This window comes from Clostridium sp. HCP1S3_C6 (genome assembly GCF_052066735.1).
In the GTDB taxonomy this organism is placed as follows: Bacteria; Bacillota; Clostridia; order Clostridiales; family Clostridiaceae; genus Clostridium.
The window spans coordinates 102,556-122,336 of record NZ_JBQHRN010000002.1 but is presented as its reverse complement, the minus strand read 5'-3'; the positions used below and the strand labels follow the sequence as shown (position 1 = coordinate 122,336).

The 19,781-nt window shown below is 28.3% G+C and carries 16 protein-coding genes; 15 read left to right on the top strand and 1 reads right to left on the bottom strand.

Annotated features, from left to right (window positions below; genetic code table 11):
- The first annotated feature begins 18 nt into the window (after positions 1-18).
- From ybaK to ACTNAO_RS01575, 5 genes are all read left to right on the top strand, one after another.
- On the top strand, positions 19-486 hold the full coding sequence (gene ybaK, locus ACTNAO_RS01595; protein ID WP_441025716.1) for a Cys-tRNA(Pro) deacylase: 468 nt from the start codon (positions 19-21) through the stop codon (positions 484-486).
- 126 nt (positions 487-612) lie between these two features.
- Entirely contained in the window at positions 613-1,809 is a 1,197-nt protein-coding gene (locus ACTNAO_RS01590; protein ID WP_441025386.1) for a S8 family serine peptidase, read from the top strand.
- A gap of 23 nt (positions 1,810-1,832) precedes the next feature.
- A complete protein-coding gene (locus ACTNAO_RS01585; RefSeq protein WP_441025389.1) occupies positions 1,833-4,418 on the top strand; it encodes an Fn3-like domain-containing protein in 2,586 nt (861 codons plus the stop codon).
- Between the two features lie 114 nt (positions 4,419-4,532).
- Complete coding sequence (gene polC, locus ACTNAO_RS01580; RefSeq protein WP_441025392.1) at positions 4,533-8,900, top strand: DNA polymerase III subunit alpha; 4,368 nt, start codon at positions 4,533-4,535, stop codon at positions 8,898-8,900.
- 63 nt (positions 8,901-8,963) lie between these two features.
- Positions 8,964-9,146, top strand: a complete 183-nt coding sequence (locus ACTNAO_RS01575; RefSeq protein WP_441025394.1) for a hypothetical protein — start codon at positions 8,964-8,966, stop codon at positions 9,144-9,146.
- A gap of 111 nt (positions 9,147-9,257) precedes the next feature.
- Here ACTNAO_RS01575 and trhA read toward each other — a convergent pair whose 3' ends face one another.
- Entirely contained in the window at positions 9,258-9,905 is a 648-nt protein-coding gene (gene trhA / locus ACTNAO_RS01570) for a PAQR family membrane homeostasis protein TrhA (RefSeq protein ID WP_441025397.1), read from the bottom strand.
- A 209-nt stretch (positions 9,906-10,114) separates the two neighbouring features.
- Here trhA and ACTNAO_RS01565 point away from each other — a divergent pair, with 209 nt between their 5' ends.
- The 10 genes from ACTNAO_RS01565 (at position 10,115) to ACTNAO_RS01520 (ending at position 19,713) form a co-directional block, all read left to right on the top strand.
- Positions 10,115-10,696, top strand: a complete 582-nt coding sequence (locus ACTNAO_RS01565; RefSeq protein WP_441025400.1) for a DUF1836 domain-containing protein — start codon at positions 10,115-10,117, stop codon at positions 10,694-10,696.
- Positions 10,697-12,400: an ABC-ATPase domain-containing protein gene (locus ACTNAO_RS01560; protein ID WP_441025403.1), complete on the top strand. Its 1,704-nt coding sequence runs from the start codon at positions 10,697-10,699 to the stop codon at positions 12,398-12,400.
- A 22-nt stretch (positions 12,401-12,422) separates the two neighbouring features.
- Complete coding sequence (gene deoC / locus ACTNAO_RS01555) at positions 12,423-13,076, top strand: deoxyribose-phosphate aldolase (RefSeq protein ID WP_441025405.1); 654 nt, start codon at positions 12,423-12,425, stop codon at positions 13,074-13,076.
- A gap of 63 nt (positions 13,077-13,139) precedes the next feature.
- On the top strand, positions 13,140-13,949 hold the full coding sequence (proB, locus tag ACTNAO_RS01550) for a glutamate 5-kinase (protein WP_441025408.1): 810 nt from the start codon (positions 13,140-13,142) through the stop codon (positions 13,947-13,949).
- Between the two features lie 15 nt (positions 13,950-13,964).
- Positions 13,965-15,209 (top strand): glutamate-5-semialdehyde dehydrogenase, encoded by a 1,245-nt coding sequence (locus tag ACTNAO_RS01545; protein WP_441025411.1) that lies wholly within the window; start codon positions 13,965-13,967, stop codon positions 15,207-15,209.
- Positions 15,210-15,327: 118 nt separating this feature from the next.
- A complete protein-coding gene (locus ACTNAO_RS01540; protein ID WP_441025413.1) occupies positions 15,328-15,474 on the top strand; it encodes a hypothetical protein in 147 nt (48 codons plus the stop codon).
- 371 nt (positions 15,475-15,845) lie between these two features.
- Entirely contained in the window at positions 15,846-16,073 is a 228-nt protein-coding gene (locus ACTNAO_RS01535) for a FeoA family protein (RefSeq protein WP_441025415.1), read from the top strand.
- Between the two features lie 9 nt (positions 16,074-16,082).
- Complete coding sequence (gene feoB / locus ACTNAO_RS01530; protein WP_441025418.1) at positions 16,083-18,206, top strand: ferrous iron transport protein B; 2,124 nt, start codon at positions 16,083-16,085, stop codon at positions 18,204-18,206.
- Between the two features lie 139 nt (positions 18,207-18,345).
- On the top strand, positions 18,346-19,125 hold the full coding sequence (locus ACTNAO_RS01525; protein WP_441025421.1) for an SDR family NAD(P)-dependent oxidoreductase: 780 nt from the start codon (positions 18,346-18,348) through the stop codon (positions 19,123-19,125).
- 75 nt (positions 19,126-19,200) lie between these two features.
- Entirely contained in the window at positions 19,201-19,713 is a 513-nt protein-coding gene (locus ACTNAO_RS01520) for a putative ABC transporter permease (protein ID WP_441025424.1), read from the top strand.
- Positions 19,714-19,781: the final 68 nt, after the last annotated feature.

Sequence of the window (19,781 nt, the reverse complement as noted above, 5' to 3'; positions counted from 1 at the left end):
TTTTGGAGGAAAATATTAATGGATGAAAAAACAAATGTAATGAGAATATTAGATAAAAAGAAAATTAAATATAATCATTATTGCTATACAAATACTGATGCAATTAGTGGTTTAGATGTTGCAACAGTATTAAATCAAAATCCTAGTCAGGTTTTTAAGACACTTGTAACAATTGGTAAGTCAAAAAAATATTATGTTTTTGTTATTCCTGTTGAGAAAGAGCTTAATTTAAAAAAAGCTGCAAAGTGTGTAGGAGAAAAATCTATAGAAATGATAAAGTCAAAAGAATTATTACCTATTACAGGATATATTCATGGAGGATGTTCTCCAATAGGTATGAAGAAAAATTTTACTACTACAATTAATAAATCTGCTGAAGATTTTGATACTATTATTTTTAGTGGTGGAAAAATAGGATATCAGGTAGAGGTTTCATTAGAGGATTTAAGTAAGGTAATAAGATTTCAATTAGAAGAAGTTGTTTAATATACTTCTTCTTTTCTTATATATAATTAAATTTTTGTAAAATATTTAAATAATTAAAGTATTGTCTTTTTTTGTTAATTAAATTAGATACAATAAGTTTATGAATTATATGTAAGGAGGAAACCTATGATAAGATATTTTAAAAAATTAATTGCAATAACTACTTTATCAACAATGTTATTTACTATGAGTTTTAATGGAACTACTAAAATAGTAAGGGCTGAGGAAATAAATAGTCAAGTGAGTAATAACTATTTAGAAGAATACATTAAAGTTATTGTTCAGTTAGAAGAATCACCAGCTATTGAGGAAGATAATGATGTATCAAATTATAGCTTTTTAGATAAAGAAAATGAAGAACAAGTAAAAAGTGAGCAAGAATCTGTTATAGATAAGGTAGAAAGGATAACAGGAACAAGTGTTAATAAGAAATTTGGGTATTTAATAAATGGATTTTCAATAAATGCAAAGAGAAAAGATATAGACAAAATAAAAGAAATTCAAGGAGTAAAGTGCATAACAGAATCAAAAACTTATAAATTAAATATGTCTGGCTCTGATGAAATTACACAGGCTGCAAGTGAGTGGAAAAATATAGGCTATGAAGGTAAAGGAATGGTAATTTCAATTATTGATTCTGGGATAGATTATACCCATAAGGATTTAAAAAATATAGATACAAATAGTACAAAGCTTAAACAATCTGATATAAATGAGAACATAGCTTCGTTAGGTTATGGACAGTATTATACAGATAAAGTACCATTTGGATATAATTATGCTGATGGAAATAATAATATTATTACAGATGATAATCATAGTAATCATGGTATGCATGTAGCAGGAATTGCTGCAGCTAATGGTGATGAAGAAAAAATAAGTTCTTATGAATCAATAAAAGGTGTAGCACCACAGGCACAGCTTTTAGCAATGAGAGTATTTAGCAATAATAGCCAAATAACAGGTGCAATGGAAGAAGATATTGTACAAGCTATAGAAGATTCAGTTAAGCTTGGGGCAGATGTAATAAATATGAGCTTGGGAGTAGTTGGAATGAATAATCCTGATGATCCACAACAAAAGGCTATTCAAAGGGCAACAGAAGCAGGTGTTATATGTGTGGTAGCAGCTGGTAATTATGGGGAATCTGATAATAATGAATTAGGTGTTAAGGATAATGGTACAGTGTCATCATTATCTGCTGAACCTTGCAGCTTTTCTGTGGCTGGAATGGAAAATTTGAAGCTTAAGTATAATTCATTTAAATATACTACTGAAGGTAGAGTTAGTGGTGAGATACCATATGAAAGTAATTATCCATAGGTAAAGGTGCTTCTGGAATTATAATGTATAACAGTGAAGAGGCTGGAGACTCAATATCATATTTTTCTGATATAGATGATAAAGAAAGTAAACATTTAATATTTATTGGATATTCTAATGGAGAGCAAATAAAAGATTTAATTAAAAAGGGTGATAATAAGCTTTTTATTAATGAACTTAGTAATTGTGGAGTTTTAGCTGAACATAGGGATGAAATTTATAATGATTCTTCTTGGGGAACAACTTCAGATTTACAATTTAAACCTGAAATTATGGCGCCAGGCAGCAATATATATTCTTTAGCTAATGGAGATTCATATCAATATATGTCTGGAACATCAATGGCAACACCTTGTATTTCTGGAGCAGAAGCTCTTATATTAGAGTCTGTTAAAAAGAAAAATTTACAGTTGTCTGGTTCTGAACTTGTTAAATTTATAAAAAATACATCTATGAATACAGCAAAGCCATTAATGGATAAAAGGGATGGTACAATTCCCTATTCATTAAGAGTACAGGGAGCTGGAGTTATTCAAATAGAAAATGCAGTAAAAAATAATGTTGTTGCAACATATAAAGATGGAAATGGCGCTGCTGCATTAAAAGAAATAAATTCTAGTACAAAAATACCCTTAACATTAACCAATTATGGAAATAGTGATGTTGTATATAAGTTGCATAATCAAGATGTGTATAGTGAAGAAATAGATAGTGATAATATAATACATACAGTAAAATTACAAGATTCATTTGTGAAATTTGATAGAGACAATGTACTTGTAAAGGCCGGTTCTACTGTTACAGTAAATGCTACTTTAAGTATTTCTGATAATATACAAGATAATATATTTGTAGAAGGTTATATGGACTTTATATCTAGCGATGAAAATAATCCTAATTTAAGTGTTCCATTTGTGGGTTTTTATGGAGATTGGAACAAGGAAAATATAATTGATACTCCTAATTATGAAGATTCAGATAGTAAGGTGAAAATTTCTGGATTATTTTCAGATTCAAGTATGGCATGTGGCGAATATAAAAAAGATGGACAATCATATATTGATAAAGATAAAGTAGCATTTTCACCTAATGATGATAACGTTAATGATACTGTGGTTCCATCATTATATTTTCTTAGGAATGCAAAGGAAGTAAATATAGAGGTTTTAGATAGCAACGGGAATAAAATAAGAGATTTATATCATAGTTACAATATTGTAAAAAGATTATCAAAAATAGATAAGGAATCAATTTTTATTAATGGAGCATTATGGGATGGAACTACATATGATCAAAAAACTGGAAAGAATGTTAAGGTAAGTGATGGTAAATATGTAATAAGAGTAAGAAGTAAACTAGATCTAGAAAATGCTAAAGAACAAGTGCTAGATATGTCAGTAAAGGTAGATACAAAGGCACCTGAAGCTAATATTGAAAGTTTAGAAAAATATAGTGATGAAAATGGTAATTTACATTATAAAATATCATGGAAAGCAATGGATGAAGAAAATGGATCTGGTATTAAACCTGAATTTATTATTTCAGTAAATGGTAATAATAATAATATTGATTATTTTGACAAAGAACCAAAGGAAGGAGTATATTCTGCCGATGTTTCATTTGAAGATCAAGGGATAAATAATATAAATATTATAGTAAGTGATTATGCTGGTAATTCATGCATGCTATCAAAAACAGATAAAACAAAGGATTCTGATAGTCCATTTAATGTTATAATTAGAAGACCTTCAGCTATTGAATACTTAAATAAAGATAGCATTGAAGATGGAACTTATATTGTAAGTGGTTTCGTAAACAATAATAATGGTAAAGTGAAAATAAATGATATAGATGTAAATATTGAAGGTGATTTAACATTTGAACATAAAGTTAAATTAAAGGAAGGAAGAAACAATATAAAATTATATGCAGAAGATAATGATGGAAATGTTATAAAAAATTATTCATATATTATTTATTATTATGAAAAATCACCTAATATTCAATTTACTAACATGCCTGAAATATGGGAGGATGGTAATATTTATATAAGTAATGAGGACTTTACTTTAAATGGCATAATAAAAGAAAGTTTTACTGGATGTACTGTGGATATTAACGGGGGAAAAATTTTTTTATTAAATAATAATAGTAATAAACCAGAAAAAACTTTTTCTAAAGATATAAAGCTTACTGAGGGTAATAACATTATTAATATTGCAGTAACTAATTCTATTCAAAATAAAATTGAACAAAACATTAATGTCATTTTAGATACAAAAGCACCATCTTTAGAAACAAAAGTAAGTGAATTTGATGAAAAAAACAAAAAAATAAATATAGCAGTAACTTGTGATGATGAAAACTTTGATTATATTTTGTTACCTGATGGTACAAAAACAAAGGAAAAAAATATAAATTTTTCAATAAGTAAAAATGGTGATTACACATTTAAAGCTTATGATAAGGCTAAGAATGAAATTTCTAAAACTGTAACTGTAAGCAATATAAAAGATGAACATGAAACAGGAGATATGAATAATATTTTATTAGAAATGTTGTTTGTTGTTAGTGTTATTGGTGTATTAAAAACAAGAAAAGCAAAATAATACTTACATCAATATAGAAATAAATATAGTAAATTAGTATAATATGATTAATGATTATGTTGCTTTAAAAATATAATAAATAGCAAGGATGATAAATAAGAAAGGATATGTAAAATGAAGAGGGTTAGCGAAGTTTTTTGTGATTTTGATCAAGGAATTACTATAAGAAATGCTATTGTTGAAAATGCCATTATTAGAAAAAAATCAAAAACATTAGAACTTGTAATAAGTTCAGATGAATATATAGAAGTTAATGAAATTGAAACACTTAATGATTTTATTAAGGATAGATTTGTATTAAAGGATTCTAAAATAACTATAAATTATACTAAGGAAGTAGAGAAAAAACCTATAGAAGAAGAAATACATAACATAATTGTAGCCCTTTCAAATAAACATCCTTTTTTAAAGGCAGCAATAAATAATTGTGAGTACGAAATTTCAGATAAAAATATAAATATGAATTTCAATATTGTTGTTTCTAACATGATAAAAAATTTAAAATATGATAGAGAAATTCAAGATGCTATAAAAGGGCTTTATGGAAAAACATATAAAGTAAACTTAAAAGATAATATAACAAATGAACAATTAGAAGAATTAAATAGAGAAGAACAAAAGAAAACTCTTGAAGCTTATAAAAAAGAAATAGAAGCTAATAATTTGTCAGTTGCACCATCTACTAAAAAAACATCTACAAAGAGTGATAATAAGTTACAAAATAATGATACTTCGGCAAATAATACAAGAAAAAAGAATAATCCATTTCTTATTTTAGGTAGAAGTGCTAATATCAAAGACCCTTTAATTAAAATTGTTGATATTACACCAGAAGAGGGAAAAGTAGTTATTGAAGGTGAAATATCTAATATGGGAACTAAGGAGCTTAGAAGTGGGAAAATTCTTGTTTCATTTGATTTATATGATGGATCAAGCTCAATGTGTTGCAAGTCTTTTCTTAAGCCAGAAGAAAGTGAAGAAGTGCTTGGAAGGCTTAAAAAGGCTAAAGGTGTAAGAATTTGTGGTAATGCAGGATATAGTAAATTTTCAGGAGAAGTTGAAACTATAGCTAATATTATAGTAGAAACTAATGGACTTAAAAAAGTAGTAAGAAATGATGAAGCTGAAATTAAAAGAGTAGAGCTTCATATGCATACCAAAATGAGTCAAATGGATGCAATGACAAGTGCTACTGATTTAATAAAAAGAGCTGAAAAATGGGGAATGAAATCTATTGCTTTAACAGATCATGGAGTAGTTCAGGCGTTCCCAGAAGCTCATAAGCTTTTAGGCAGAGATAATCCTAATATGAAAATTATATATGGTGTAGAAGCATATTTAGCTCCAGATAAAAAACCATCAGTAAGAAATATAAAGGGTCAAAGTATAGATACAACTTATTGTGTATTTGATCTTGAAACAACAGGTTTTTCTCCTAAACTTGAAAAAATAACTGAAATAGGAATAATGAAAGTAAAAGATGGAAAAGTTATAGATACATTTAGTTCTTTTGTAAATCCAGAAAAGCCTATTCCTCAAAGGGTTGTAGAAGTTACAAATATAACTGATGATATGGTAAGAAATGCTGAAACTATAGATAAGGTACTTCCAAAGATTCTTGATTTTATGAAAGGAAGCGTTCTTGTAGCACATAATGCAGAATTTGATATAGGATTTTTAAAACATTTTTCAAGGGAACTTGGATATGAATTTGACTTTACATATATAGATACTCTAACTCTTGCACAGGATATTTTTTATGATTTCAAAACATATAAGCTTGGAAGAATTGCTAAAAATCTTGGAATTAAGGTTGAGGTTGCTCATAGGGCTTTAGATGATGTTGATACTACAGTTAAAGTATTTAATATTATGATGAAGGAATTAAAAGAAAGAGGAGCAAAAACATTAGAGGATATAGAAGAATATGCATGCAATGAAGAATCAAAAAAGGTATCATACAAAAAATTAAAAACATATCATGCAATAATACTTGCAAAGGATTATGTTGGTTTAAAAAATTTATATAAGCTTGTTTCATATTCTCATTTAAATTATTTTTATAAGAAACCACGTATACTTAAAAGCATGTATGAAAAATATTCAGAAGGTTTAATACTTGGAAGTGCTTGTTGTGAAGGAGAACTTTACAAGGCAATACTTGAAGGAAAATCAGATGAAGAAATAGAGGAAATTGCAAAGTATTATGATTATTTAGAAGTTCAGCCTATTGGTAATGATGAATTTTTAATTAGAAACGGTCAGGTTCCTAATAGAGAATATTTACAAGAAATAAATAAAAAAATTATAAGTCTTGGAGAAAAGTTTAACAAACTGGTTGTTGCTACAGGTGATGTTCATTTTATGGATCCTGAAGATGAAATTTATAGACGTATATTAGAGGCTGGTCAAGGATTTAAAGATGCTGATAATCAAGCACCATTATACTTAAGGACAACAGAGGAAATGCTTAAGGAATTTGATTATTTAGATGAAGAAAAGGCTTATGAAATAGTAGTAACAAATACAAACAAAATTTCTGACATGTGTCAGCAAATAAGTCCAATTTCACCAGAAAAATGTCCACCTCATATAGATGGATGTGAGCAGACAATTAAAGATATTGCATATAATAAAGCTAATGAACTTTATGGTGATCCACTTCCTGAAATTGTACAGGAAAGACTTGATAGAGAACTTGATTCTATTATAAAAAATGGATTTTCAGTTATGTATATTATTGCTCAAAAGCTTGTATGGAAATCAAATGAAGATGGATATCTTGTAGGATCTAGAGGATCTGTTGGTTCCTCTCTTGTTGCATATATGACTGGAATAACAGAAGTAAATGCACTTCAGCCTCATTACAGATGTCCTAAGTGTAAATATTCTGATTTTACGGATTACGGAATAAATAATGGATTTGATTTGCCAGATAAAACTTGTCCTGTATGTGGCGAGAAGCTTGATAAGGATGGAATGGATATACCATTTGAAACGTTCCTTGGATTTAATGGAGATAAGGAACCAGATATAGATTTGAATTTTTCTGGAGAATATCAAGCAAAAGCTCATAAATATACTGAAGTTATATTTGGAAAGGGTACTACATTTAAAGCTGGAACAATAGGTACAGTTGCAGAAAAAACAGCCTTTGGATATGTAAAAAAATATTATGAAGATAAAAATCAGCCAATTAATAAAGCTGAAATAACTAGAATTGCAAAAGGATGTACAGGAATAAAAAGAACAACAGGACAGCATCCTGGGGGAATTATAGTTGTACCTAAAGGAAGGGAAATATTTGAGTTTTGCCCAGTTCAGCATCCTGCTGATGATCCAGATTCAGATATTATAACAACACATTTTGATTATCACTCTATAGATCAAAACCTTTTAAAATTAGATATACTTGGCCATGATGATCCTACTGTAATAAGAATGCTTCAAGATATAACTGGTGTAAATCCACATAAGATACCTCTTGATGATAAAGAAACTATGTCCTTATTTTATTCAACGGATGCACTTGGAGTAACTCCTGAACAAATACATTCTAAAGTGGGGACATATGGTATACCTGAATTTGGTACTAAATTTGCAAGAGGAATGCTTGTAGATACAATGCCAAAGCACTTTGCTGATTTATTATGTATTTCTGGACTTTCTCATGGAACAGATGTATGGCTTGGAAATGCTAAAGATTTAATAGATTCAGGTGTAATTACAAGTATAAGTGATGCTGTATGTTGTAGAGATGATATTATGGTTTATCTTATTAAAAAAGGATTGCCTAAAGATACTTCATTTAAGATAATGGAAACTGTTCGTAAGGGTAAAGCCTTAAAAGATCCTGAAAAATGGGCTGAATATGAAGAATTAATGAGAAAACATGATGTGCCAGAGTGGTATATAGAATCGTGTAAAAAAATAAAATATATGTTCCCTAAGGCTCATGCTGCAGCTTATGTAATGATGGCTTTTAGAATAGCATGGTTTAAGGTACATATACCAAAAGCTTATTATGCTGCTTATCTTACAATAAGGGCAAAGGCTTTTGATGCAGAATATATGATATTTGGGAAAGAAAAAGTTATAGAAAAAATGAAAGAAATAACAGCTCAAGGAAATTCTGCAGCACCTAAGGACAAAGACATGTATGATGATCTAGAAATAATATTAGAATTTTATGAAAGAGGTTTTAAATTCCTTCCAATAGATTTATACAAATCAGAAGCTACAAAATTTAAGGTAGAAGAAGAAGGATTAAGGCCACCATTAAATAGTATATCAGGTATGGGAAACGTAGCAGCTGAATCTATATATAAAGTATGTCATGAAGAAACACCAATAAGCTCCATAGATAATTTAAAAAAACGTGCTAAAATTGGTAATTCAACTGCAGACCTTTTAAGAAAATTTGGCTGTTTAAATGGACTTCAAGAAAGTGATCAAGTAAGCTTTTTTGATATGATAAATTAACAAAAAGATAAAATAAAGAGGGGTATGGTTATGTAATTTTCTATTCTTTATGCAATACAGAATATGAGAAATTCTGTATTAGATGATTTTATTTTATTACTTACAAATATAATGGGATCATATGGTCAAATTTGGTTGATTGTGGGGGTAGCACTTTGTATCTTAAAAAAAACTATAAGTTGCGGAGTAGCAGTGCTCATATCATATGCATTAGTATTTATTGTTGGGCAATTTGGGTTAAAATAATGAAATAAAAGAGGCTAAAAAATTGTCTTAACAAAATTTTTTAGCCTCTTTTTATATAACATGGTTAACTAAGTATATATTTAGGGATTAACCATGAAGATAGTAGCAAAGTTATAAAACATACTTGAAAACTGCTATAAAGTGACATAATGTTCCAAGCATAATAAATATATGAAATATTTCATGAGTTCCAAATGCACCAATTTTTATCTTGTCTTTTTTAAGAGCATATATAATGCCGCCTACAGTATACATAATTCCACCTAATAGTAGTAAAAACAATCCACCTATTGGAAGAACTTTGGAAATAGGATATATTGCAAATACAGCAAACCATCCAATACCAATATATATAATACTGCTAAGCCATCTAGGACAAGTAACCCATGCAATTTTAAATGCAATTCCTATTATAGAGGCTACTAGGACAAATCCAAATAATACATATCCAGCAGTATTATGAAGTGCTAATAAACAAAAAGGAGCGTAAGATCCTGTGATTAAAACAAAAATCATAGAGTGATCTATTCTCTTAAGAAGCATAATTACTTTCTTAGTAGAAATAACTGAATGATATGTTGCTGATGCTGAATAGAGTAATATACTACCAATGCCAAAAGCTAGTATTGCAGTATATGATAAAGGATTTCCTCCAATTGTTGAAATTTTTATTATCATTGCTATAAGTCCAAATAATGATAATATTGCACCTATTAAATGTGTAATTCCATTTACAGGTTCTCTCAAATATTTTCTCATGATGCACCTCCGAAATACGGCAAGTAGTTTTCGAAACTACTTGTTGATATATTTATATTATGATACAGTGGTTATATAATGTCAATTGTTTTTTAGGTCTTTTTATTGACAAATTTTTTAATATTTATAAATAGTATTTTCTTGAAGAAAGAAATAAATACTATTAAAATTAATATATTAAATAGTTTAACTATGCAAGGAGATTAAGAATGAATAAGGATGAAATTTCAAAACTTGTACAAGATGATATATTTCAGCAAAAAATAGATATATCTGAATTTCCAGAAATAGATTTATATATGGATCAAGTTATTCAGTTATTTGAAAGTAAATTATCATCATTAAAAAGAAATAAGGATGATAAGATTTTAACAAAAACAATGATAAATAATTATGCTAAGGCAAAACTATTTATGAAAATAAAAAATAAAAAATATACTAAAGAGCACTTAATTCTTATGAGTCTTATTTATGAATTAAAAGGTGTCCTTTCAATAAATGATACTAAAACTCTTTTAAATGAAATTGTTGAAAGTAAAGAAGATGGTAAGGATTTTGATTTAGAAGGTCTTTATAATGAATATGTAAAAATAACAGATCAGGAAAGTGATTTTATAAAAGATCATTTATTAAAAAGGCTTGATTATTTTTTTGATGGGAAAGAAGAAGAAGATTTTTCATACAAACAAAAATTTCTTTTAATAACAACTGTAGTATCATTAAGTAATATGTATAGGCGTATGGCTGAAACTATGATTGATGAGTTTTTTGGAAAAGAGGATAAAAAATAAATGAAGGATTTTAATGATTTAAAAAGAGAATTAAATAGAATTAACGGAAAAGGGTATAAGGCATATAAAGATTTAGAAGGACAATATGATTTTAAAACTTATATATTAAGTATTGATCATGTTCAAGGAGATCCATTTGCATCACCTTCAAGGGTAAGAGTAATAGTAAAGTCTAACATTTCTAAGTTTCCATATGAAATTTTTGATAAAAAATACAAAAAAATTGCAGTAGAAGATTTTTTGACAAGGTGTTTTTATAAAAATATAAACATCTATAGTTCAAAGGTTTTTGGATCAGGGAAAAGTGGTGTTATATCTATAAGTAAATGTGATGAAGAAATACTTGAAAGAACTGCAGTAATTATAGATGATAAAGGGATTGAAGCAAGATTTGAAGTTGGATTTCCTGCAAGAGGAAGAAGTGTATTATCTAAAGAATTAGAAAAAATATTATATGAATTTTTACCTAAAATAGTAAAGAACTCATTAATATATGATAATTTGGATAAAACCAGACTTATAAATAGGGTTAAGCTTGTAGAAGATCAAGAATTTATAAGAAGCCAATTAGAAAAAGAAAATTTGGTAGCTTTTATTGCCAATGGTTCAATACTTCCAAGAGAAAGTGGAGTATCTACAAAACCACTTAAAGATGCAGTTAAATTTGAATCACCAGAATCCTTAGAAGTAGTAATGAATTTACCTAACAAGGGTAAAATAAAAGGAATGGGCATAAAAAAAGGTATAAGCATAATAGTTGGTGGTGGTTATCATGGAAAATCTACAATGTTAAGGGCATTAGAACTTGGAGTATATAACCATATAGAAGGGGATGGAAGGGAATATGTAATTACAAATAATAATGCTGTGAAAGTTAGAGCTGAAGATGGAAGAGTAATAAATAATGAGGATATATCATTATTTATAAATAACCTTCCTAATGGGAAAAATACAAAAAAATTTAATAGTGAAAATGCAAGTGGTAGTACATCACAAGCCTCTAACATAATAGAAGGAATAGAAAGTGGTACAAAATTATTTTTAATAGATGAAGATACATCAGCAACTAATTTCATGATAAGAGATAATTTAATGCAACAATTAGTTTCAAGAGAAAAAGAACCAATAACACCGTTTATTGAAGTAGTTAAATTTTTATATGAGAAAAGGGGTATTTCAACAATAATAGTAGTAGGGAGTTCTGGAGATTATTTTGATATATCAGATAGTGTTATACAAATGGATTCATATGAAGCAAAAGATGTAACAAAAAGAGCAAAAGAATTATCTCATGGTCGGATAAAAGAGAAAATAAAAAATGGGCAAATAGATTTAAATATTGATTTTAATAGAACGATAAAAAATGGAAGTATTGAAAAAGGACCTAAAGGCATTAAAATTAAGACGTTAGGTGTAGATGGACTAAGTATAAATAGAGATGAAATAAATTTAAGGGCTGTTGAGCAGCTTGTAGATAGAGAACAAGTTAATTTTATTGGAGAAATAATGAAATGGGCTGAAGACAATGTCATAGATGGAAAGAAAACATTAACTGAGGTTGCAGATGCAATTTTTAATTTTATAAGTAAAAATGGCATGCTTTCTATATGTAATACAAAAGGTGGACTTGGTAACCTTGCAATGGTTCGTAAGCATGAAATAATGGCTGCATTTAATAGGTACAGAAGATTAAAGATAAAATAAATTTTAAAAAAGGGTGATATTTATGAAGAAAAATAAATTAGCAAAAATGATAGATCATACATTACTTAAACCAGAGGCAACAATGTTTGATGTTATAAATTTATGTGAAGAGGCAAAAAAATATGGCTTTTTTTCAGTATGTGTTAATTCTTCAAGGGTTTCTCTTGCACATGAAATATTAGAAGGATCAAATGTTAAAATATGTACAGTAGTTGGATTCCCTTTAGGAGCATCTAGCACCGTTTCTAAGAAAATGGAAGCAAAACAAGCAATAATAGATGGTGCAAATGAAATAGATATGGTAATAAATATAGGGATGCTTAAGGATCGTAATTTAGAATATGTTTATAATGATATAAAAGAAATTGTAGAAGCTTCAAGAGGAAAAGCACTAGTAAAGGTAATTATAGAAACATGTCTTTTAACAGATGATGAAAAGAGAACCGCTTGCATATTAGCAAGAGATGCAGGTGCTGATTTTATTAAAACATCTACTGGATTTTCAGGAGAAGGAGCAAAAAAAGAAGATATTGTTCTTATAAGAGAAACAATAGGAGATAAAATAAAAATTAAAGCTTCTGGTGGTATAAGAACTTATGAAGATGCTATAGAAATGATAAAAAGTGGTGCAGATAGAATAGGAACATCTGCATCAATAGACATTATAAGTAAATAATGTTGATATAACAAATAAGGTGTAGTAAGATATAAGTAATATTAAAAATAGGAGGCCTATAAAGTGTCAACTAGAGATAAAATAGCTCAAGCAAAGAGAATTGTAGTTAAGGTTGGAACGTCAACATTAACATATGAAAATGGAAATATTAATCTTGACAGGATGGAAAAGCTAACTAGGGTATTATCAGATATTGTTAATCAAGGAAAAGAATTAACATTAGTTTCATCTGGAGCAGTTGCTGTAGGTGCTAGTAAATTACAGCTTAAATCAAAACCTAAATCTACAAGAGAAAAGCAAGCAGTTTCATCAGTTGGTCAATGTGAACTTATGCATATTTATAGTAAGCTTTTTGCACAATATAGTCATGTTGTTGGTCAGGTTTTACTTACTAAAGATGTTATTGAAGATAAACATATAAGAAAAAATGTTAGTAATACATTTAAGATATTGTTAAAAAAAGGTGTAATACCTATTGTAAATGAGAATGATACAATTGCCATAGATGAAATTGAAAATATAGTTAAATTTGGTGATAATGATAAGCTTTCAGCTATTGTTGCAGCACTTGTAGACGCAGATCTTCTTATAATACTTTCAGATATTGATGGATTTTATGATTCAAATCCAAATGAAAATCCGGATGCAAAATTTATAGAAGAAATTGATGAAGTTACAGAAGAATTAGAAGAGTGCGCTGGAGGAGCAGGTTCAGAATTTGGAACAGGGGGAATGATTACAAAACTTGCTGCTGCTAAAATTGCTGCAAAATATAATGTTGATATGATACTTGCAAATGGAGAAAATCCTCAAATATTAAGAGAAATTCTAAATGGCAAAAATATAGGAACTCTATTTAAAGGAAAAAAATAAAAAGGGGTTTTATTAATGAGTGAATTAGTTAATAAAGGAATAAAAGCAAAAGAAGCTTCTTACATACTTATGAATGCTACTGTTACAGAAAAAAATAATGCTCTCTTAAAGATGGCTGATAGTTTAATAAATAATAAAAAAAGTATATTAGAAGCCAATAAAAAAGATTTAGAAAAAGCAGTTGAAAATGGCACATCAAAGGCTATGTTAGATAGACTTTCATTGTCTGAAGATAGGATTTTAGATATGGCAAACGGGTTAAAACAAGTTAAATCTTTAAATGATCCAATAGGTGAAGTTTTAGGAATGACTGTAAGACCAAATGGACTTAAAATAGGCAAGCAAAGAGTTCCACTTGGAGTAATAGGAATTATATATGAGGCAAGACCAAATGTTACATCAGATGCAGCAGCACTTTGTTTAAAATCTGGAAATGTAACTATATTAAGAGGTGGCAAGGAAGCTATAAATTCTAATATTGCAATAGTTAATGCATTAAGAGAAGGAATTAAGTTATCTGGACTTCCAGAAGATGCTGTTCAACTTATAGAAGATACCAGTAGAGAAACTTCTAATGAAATGATGAAACTTAATGAATTTATAGATGTTCTAATTCCAAGAGGTGGAGCTGGACTTATTCAAGCTGTTGTGCAAAATGCAACAGTACCTGTTATTGAAACTGGTACAGGTAATTGTCATGTATATGTTGATGAATATGCTGATTTAGAAATGGCTAAAAATATAGTTATTAATGCAAAAACTAGCAGACCATCAGTATGTAATGCAGAAGAAAAACTTCTTATTAATGAAAAAATAGCTGATAAGTTTTTACCTATAATTGTAAAGGCATTACACGAAAATAATGTTGAAATAAGAGGAGACAAAAAATCACGTGCTATTATTGATAATTTAAAAGAAGCAACAGAAGAAGATTGGGGCAAAGAATATCTTGATTATGTTATAGGAATAAAGATAGTTTCAGATATTGATGAAGCTATTAATCATATTAATAAGTATGGTACAGGTCATTCAGAAGCGATTATAACAAAAGATTATAATAATTCACAAAAATTCCTTCAAAGAGTAGATGCTGCAGCTGTATATGTAAATGCCTCTACTAGATTTACAGATGGTGGTGAATTTGGATTTGGTGCAGAAATTGGAATAAGCACACAAAAGCTTCATGCAAGAGGTCCAATGGGGTTAAACGAACTAACAACTACTAAATATATTATTTATGGAAATGGACAAGTAAGATAACAATTTTTTAGTCATCTTTAATGGTAAAATATTAAAGATGACTTTTTTAGGTAAATGTAAGATGTTGATTTCTGTAAAAGCTAGTGTTATTAGCTAGATAAGAGGGTATTGCTTACATTTGTGGGGATTTGTAAGTAAATTTGAAGTTTGTGAGATTGAGTATGTTGTATTTGGAGCAAAAAAAGCTGGAACACCATTGTTCTTTAGTAGACCTAAAGGAGCTGGCAGTGAAGTTTTTGGAAAGGTAAAGGCAAAAAGGTTTTAACTATAGAAGAAAAGAAACCAGAAAAACCAGCTACTTCAACTCTAGAAAAGCCAGCTACTCCAACTCCAACACCAGGGGATAATGAAGTACCTGATGATAATGACAATGAGGAACCAGATGATAAACCAAATACTCCTACAGCAGATAGTGCACCTTTAGCATTATTAGGAGCATTGTCATTAGGTTCATTAGTATTAATGAAGAATAGAAAGTTAAATAATAAGTAAAGTTAGTTATAATTTTAATTAAAAGACTGCTATGTTAGAAATTTAAAAACTTCTAATATAGCAGTTTTCTTTATTTTAAGAACATTATATTAGAGTAGTTCGTATTATATTAATAACTAAATAAGGCACAAAGGGAGAAAAATTATGAATCTTAGTGAAGCAGAGCTTGAAACTACAGTAAAAGTAGTTAAAATCAGGGCTCAAGGAGAATTAAGAAGAAGATTTTTTGATTTAGGAATTGTTGAAGGAACAAATATAAAAGTATTGTATGAAAGTCCCTTTAAGGATCCAAGGGCATATTATATAAGAGGAACAATAATTGCTATGAGAGGTGATGAAAGCAAAAATATTATTGTTGATAGTAATTTATAGGAGGCTTTTATGGGGTTGACTAATAAATCTACAGGTAGAAAAATATTATCATTTAAAGATAAAAAAAACTCACATGTAGATTATGAAGTTGCTCTTGCCGGCAATCCCAATGTTGGTAAGAGCACGCTTTTTAATGAACTTACTGGAATGAATCAGCATACAGGAAATTGGCCTGGAAAGACTGTAGAAAGTGCAGTAGGCTATTATGAATATAAGGATAAAAAAATTAAAATGGTAGATTTACCTGGAACATATTCACTTTTGTCTAATTCTGAAGAAGAAGAAATTGCAAGAAATTATATATGTTTAGGAGATGCAAATGTTATAGTTGTTGTGGCTGATGCTACATCTTTAGAGAGAAATTTGAATTTATTTTTTCAAGTATATGAAATTGCAGATAATGTGGTATTATGCATAAATTTAATTGATGAAGCAAATAAAAGAGGAATAGAAATTGATTTGAACAAGTTAGAAAATGAAATAAATGCACCTGTAGTATTTGTTTCTGCAAGAGAAAAAATAGGGATTGAGCAGCTTAAATCAAAAATTGAAAAGTATTCAAAAAGAATATGCAAAAAAGAAAAAAATATAATTTATGAAGATTCAATAGAGAAATGTATAAAAAAAATAGAATATGAACTTAAGGGCAAGATTAAAAAAAATGAAAATGATCATAAAATTAGATGGATTGCTCTAAGATTGTTAGAAAATAATAAAAAATTAACAGAGTCAATAAGCAAAGTATTTGGCATTAATCATGAAGTATTAAAAAAAATAAAATCAATAGTAAAAAATGAGTTAGGATATATAGATATCAATGATAAATTAGCAAAATCCATAATAACTAAATCTGAAGAAGTATATAAAAGTGTTGTTATAAATAATGGAAAATCATTAAAGCTTCAAAAAAGTATGGATAAAATAGCTGTATCAAGGATAACAGGTATTCCATTAATGATATTAACATTAATTATTGTACTGTGGATTACAATAACATTAGCCAATTATCCATCACAGATTTTAACATTGTTTTTTTCAAAAATTAGAGAATATTTCATATGTTTTGTAGAGTATTTTCAATTTCCTTTATGGTTTTCAAGTATGCTTATTGATGGGGTTTTTACAACACTATCATGGGTTGTATCAGTAATGCTTCCGCCAATGGCTATTTTCTTTCCTTTGTTTACCTTATTAGAGGATTTTGGATATTTACCAAGAATAGCTTTCAATTTAGATAAGTGTTTTAAAAAATGTTGTTCTTGTGGCAAACAAGCACTTACAATGTGTATGGGACTTGGATGTAATGCTGCTGGAGTAGTAGGATGTAGAATAATTAATTCTCCAAGGGAAAAACTTATTGCTATACTTACAAATGTATTTATGCCATGCAATGGAAGGTTTCCAATACTTATAAGCATTTCTACAATATTTATTGCAGCAAATTTTACTCAAAGTAGTGTAGCAGGGGGGATATTATCAGCAATAGTAGTATCAATAATAATAATTATAGGTGTTATGATGACATTAATTGTATCAAGAATATTGTCAAAAACTATTTTGAAAGTAATTCCATCTAATTTTATACTAGAGCTGCCACCTTATAGAAAGCCTCAAATAAAAAAGGTAATAGTAAGATCTCTTTTTGATAGAACAATATATGTTTTAGGAAGAGCTATTTCTGTTGCAGCACCTGCTGGAATTATAATATGGATATTTGCTAATATTTTTGTTGGTGATAACAGTCTTTTAACTATATGTGCAAATTTTCTTGAACCATTTGCTCATTTAATAGGATTAGATGGATATATTTTAATGGCTTTTCTATTAGGTTTTCCTGCAAATGAAATAGTTATGCCACTTATAATAATGAGTTATTTAAAGAAAAACACAATGGTAGAAATGAATAATTTAGAGGAACTTAGACTGCTTCTTATAAATAACGGTTGGACACTTTTAACAGCAGTAAATATTATGATTTTTTCTTTAATACATTATCCATGTGCTACTACTCTTGTTACAATAAAAAAAGAAACTAATAGTTTTAAATGGACTTTAGCTTCATTTTTAATTCCTACTATAATGGGAATTATTGTGTGTTTTATTGTTACACAAATATGGAGAGCAGTTGTATAAAAAGTTGTGTATAATATATTGGTAAAGGGTGTGAATTTGTGGATAATTTTACACTCTTTATTGTTTTTTTAAACAAAAAAATATATATTATATTTATATGTAAAATATAAAGATTTTTTGCTATTTAAGAGGAGAATTAATGGATATTAATAATAAATATACCCTAATTACGGGGGGGACTGAAGGCATTGGATTGGAGCTTGCAAGGCTTTTTGCAAAGGATAATCATAATCTTATTATAGTGGCTAGGAATGAAGAAAAGTTACATAATGTAAAAGATCAGTTAACACATGACTATGGAATCAAGGTAAAGACAATAGCTTTAGACTTATCTGTGGATAATTCCTGTGAACAATTAACAGAAATTGTGGATAACTATAATATAACTGTGGATAATTTAATTAATAATGTAGGGATAGGATCCTTTGGGTACTTTGCTGATTGTAAGGATGGATTTGAGGATAAAATTATAAAGTTGAATATTATATCTCTTACAAAATTAACAAAGCATTATCTTAAATCAATGATAAAAAATGGTGATGGTGGCATACTAAATGTTGCCTCAACAGCAGCTTTTACAGCTGGTCCTAAAATGGCTCTTTATTATTCTACAAAGGCTTATGTTCTTTCATTAACAGAAGCTATTCATGAAGAGGTAAAACCCCTTGGCATAAGGGTTAGTTGCCTTTGCCCTGGGCCAGTAAAAACAAACTTTCAAAAAAAGGCTGGCATAAAGAAGTCAGAAGGTGCAAAGAAATGTTTAATGGATGCAGAATATGTTGCAAAAATAGCATATAAACAATTTAAAAAGAATAAAACTACAATAATACCTGGGTACAAAAATAAAATAATTGTATTTTTTAATAAAATTATTCCTAGAGCGTTAAGTAGAAAAGTTGTTATGATGACAAATAAATAAGTATTTTTTGAATTTAATCAGTAGATAATGGGAATACTAATACTAATTATTCTATTTAGAGGTGGTATTAGTATTATGAACTGGATATATTATATTGAATATAACTTTATCATATATTCATTTATTGGATGGATTATTGAAGAAGTTTATTCTTACATAATAGTAGGCCGATTTAAAGAAGATGGTTTTTTAATAGGACCTATTAAACCTATGTATGGAATTGCTATGGCAATTATTATATGTCTTTTTAAAATTTATGATATGGGATTAATAGAAAAAATGATAATAGCATTTATCGTGCCAGCATTAGTTGAATATGTAAGTGGCTATGGACTTAAGAAAATATTCAATAAAGTATATTGGTCTTATGAAGGATTAAAATATAATATAAATGGTTTTGTATGTCTTAGATTTTGTTTTTACTGGTTTGTTCTTATTTTGTTTGTTACTAAATTTATTGTTCCAATAACTGATTATATATTTAATAAGTATCAGTTATTAGTATCAATACTAGTTCCTTTAATAACAGCAATAGTGTTTATTGATTTTTTATATACTCTAAAAAATTTTTTTGTTGTGCAAAAATAAAATAATAGGAACCATTAATAATAAAATTAATGGTTCCTATTATATTTCAATTGATGCATCAAATAATT

Bases quoted from the DNA above. Each gene is read 5' to 3' on its own strand.
- trhA (WP_441025397.1), bottom strand. From the start codon at position 9,905: ATGAGAAAATATTTGAGAGAACCTGTAAATGGAATTACACATTTAATA.
- feoB (WP_441025418.1), top strand. From the start codon at position 16,083: ATGGGGTTGACTAATAAATCTACAGGTAGAAAAATATTATCATTTAAA.
- deoC (WP_441025405.1), top strand. From the start codon at position 12,423: ATGAAGAAAAATAAATTAGCAAAAATGATAGATCATACATTACTTAAA.
- ACTNAO_RS01585 (WP_441025389.1), top strand. From the start codon at position 1,833: ATGTATAACAGTGAAGAGGCTGGAGACTCAATATCATATTTTTCTGAT.
- ACTNAO_RS01560 (WP_441025403.1), top strand. From the start codon at position 10,697: ATGAAGGATTTTAATGATTTAAAAAGAGAATTAAATAGAATTAACGGA.
- ACTNAO_RS01590 (WP_441025386.1), top strand. From the start codon at position 613: ATGATAAGATATTTTAAAAAATTAATTGCAATAACTACTTTATCAACA.
- ACTNAO_RS01535 (WP_441025415.1), top strand. From the start codon at position 15,846: ATGAATCTTAGTGAAGCAGAGCTTGAAACTACAGTAAAAGTAGTTAAA.
- ACTNAO_RS01575 (WP_441025394.1), top strand. From the start codon at position 8,964: ATGAGAAATTCTGTATTAGATGATTTTATTTTATTACTTACAAATATA.
- ACTNAO_RS01565 (WP_441025400.1), top strand. From the start codon at position 10,115: ATGAATAAGGATGAAATTTCAAAACTTGTACAAGATGATATATTTCAG.
- polC (WP_441025392.1), top strand. From the start codon at position 4,533: ATGAAGAGGGTTAGCGAAGTTTTTTGTGATTTTGATCAAGGAATTACT.
- ybaK (WP_441025716.1), top strand. From the start codon at position 19: ATGGATGAAAAAACAAATGTAATGAGAATATTAGATAAAAAGAAAATT.
- ACTNAO_RS01545 (WP_441025411.1), top strand. From the start codon at position 13,965: ATGAGTGAATTAGTTAATAAAGGAATAAAAGCAAAAGAAGCTTCTTAC.
- ACTNAO_RS01520 (WP_441025424.1), top strand. From the start codon at position 19,201: ATGAACTGGATATATTATATTGAATATAACTTTATCATATATTCATTT.
- ACTNAO_RS01525 (WP_441025421.1), top strand. From the start codon at position 18,346: ATGGATATTAATAATAAATATACCCTAATTACGGGGGGGACTGAAGGC.